The sequence below is a fragment of the Frisingicoccus sp. genome (genome assembly GCA_016298055.1).
In the GTDB taxonomy this organism is placed as follows: Bacteria; Bacillota; Clostridia; order Lachnospirales; family Lachnospiraceae; genus Frisingicoccus.
Window position 1 is genome coordinate 1 of record JAEDDO010000265.1, and the last position, 2,125, is coordinate 2,125.

At 44.0% G+C, this 2,125-nt stretch carries 1 protein-coding gene and 1 pseudogene; both read left to right on the forward strand.

From position 1 onward, the window contains the following. Positions 1 to 108: 108 nt before the first annotated feature. Complete coding sequence (locus QZZ35_RS11400; RefSeq protein ID WP_291237514.1) at positions 109 to 879, forward strand: helix-turn-helix domain-containing protein; 771 nt, start codon at positions 109 to 111, stop codon at positions 877 to 879. Positions 880 to 1,178: 299 nt separating this feature from the next. Continuing rightward, positions 1,179 to 1,805: pseudogene (locus QZZ35_RS11405) on the forward strand (ATP-binding cassette domain-containing protein); the annotation flags it as partial. Positions 1,806 to 2,125: the final 320 nt, after the last annotated feature.

The window sequence follows — 2,125 nt, forward strand, 5'->3', positions numbered from 1 at the left end:
TTGATGTTTTGACCGGTTTTTATTACGATTAAGGCAGAAAGGGGCGATGGATATGTCTATTCATTAAAATCGATGTATACATCCTACTCCGCAGCTACCAGGGCAGTAATGAGTGGGAATACAGGAGAAGGTATTACTATATGCCCTCCGACAGAGAGGAATGAGGATTACCGATATCCAATGAAGTTGGAAAGCGAAATTTTCAAAGCAATTTCAATGGAGGACTCTGCTGCTGCGCTGGATGCATTTTCGGAATTTTTTGACTATGTAGTGGCTTATTCGGATGATAACAGAGAATTCATATATAAACAGATGTTTGTCTTTTCTATTGGCCTTGCTAGACTGTGTGTGGAAAAAGGAATAGAGGATGTAAATAATTTGGGCCTCGAATATATGTATGATACAGTAGCAATTCGCAGTTGGTGTGAGATGAAGATAGAGCGATGCATTCGGAATCTTAAAAATATTAAGGAGGATTATTCGGACGATTTAATAGGAGATGCCATCGCCTTTATTGAGAAAAATTATGCACAGGTTATTTCACTGTCGGATATTTCCGGAAAAGTGAACCTCAGTTCCTTTTATTTTACTAAGTTATTTAAGGCTAAAACAGGAATGACATTTGTCGAATATCTTACAGATTATCGAATGAAAGTGGCCAAAAAGCTATTGGAAGAAAATATGGAACTTAAAGTTCAGGATGTGGGAGAGCGTGTAGGGTATATGGACTATAAATATTTTTGCAAATGCTTCCGCAAGAATACAGGAGTGACGCCAGCCAGCTATCGTAGCCAGCTTTCTCCCGGAAAAAGCAGAGAACTGAAACTGGAAGAAAGTTCCGATGTACTAAAGATTAAGAAGGAAAGAGTTGAGCAATAATTTGCCGCAACAGGATATAGAAAAATCCAAAACATGAACCAATTTATACCACGCCTGTGCAAAAAGACAAAAGCCAAAACTGCTGGACTTTATTCAGACGGTTTTATCAGCAAATTACACGGAACAGCCTCTGCAGATATAAATCTGCGGAGGCTGTTCCGCAAAAAACACCTTTTAACGGCGATGATAAGGCACAGGCTGATACATGAGGCCGGTCTAAGACCTGCCACACGGATAAAGACCTTATTTTATCAGGACAAAAGCAAGTATCCACATGTTTCACCGGTAAATGCTTATCCTCTTTGTTTTCTTTCAACAGTAAAGGTGCCTGCCCTGCCTGCGGAGGGCGAGGACAGATTGTTACGGAGCTGGTGTTCATGGACCCTGTCACCACCGTCTGCGAAGCCTGCGAAGGAAAACGGTATAGCGAGGAAGCTCTGTCCTATCGCTATCAGGGAAAGAACATCATGGAGATTCTGGACATGTCCGCCGGGGAAGCCTACGAGTTTTTCAAAGACAACAGGAAACTTCGCAAGGCGCTGGGGGCAATGATTGAAGTGGGCCTGCCCTACCTGTCTCTGGGTCAGCCCCTGTCCACCCTTTCCGGTGGTGAACGCCAGCGGGTGAAGCTGGCAAAATTCTTGGACAAGAAAGGCAACATTTATGTACTGGACGAGCCCACCACCGGCCTTCACGCTTCCGATGTGAAGAAAGTCATGGAACTGCTCGACAGTCTGGTAGATCGCGGCAACACCGTCATCGTTATCGAGCATAATCTGGATGTGATGAAACAGGCGGATTGGCTCATTGATGTAGGACCGGACGGCGGTACTGCCGGTGGCGAGATTGTCTTTGCCGGTACGCCGAAGGATATGGCGGAGCATTCCCATACAATCACGGCGGAATATCTCAGAAAATCCATGTGATTCTTCCGGGGAGGAAAAACAAAAGCTTTTTTATGAGAAAAAATGGAGAAAATGATACGATTATTGAGCCAAGCCGTTTGATTTTACGGGAAATGAATATGGACGACTGCGATGCCTTGTATGCAGTATTGGCGGATTCCGATATTACGCAGCTCTATCTATACAAAAGATATACAATGCGCACATACCAGTCCAACGAAGAGGTGACGTTCACGAGCGCCACCTCTTTTTCGACTTGCTCCTAACCTATTGATTTTTTGTATATCCTATGAAGGAATCCGCAAGAATCCGCCAATCGTGGCGTGAAAAGAGAAATACGG

Bases quoted from the DNA above. Each gene is read 5' to 3' on its own strand.
- QZZ35_RS11400 (WP_291237514.1), top strand. From the start codon at position 109: ATGAGTGGGAATACAGGAGAAGGTATTACTATATGCCCTCCGACAGAG.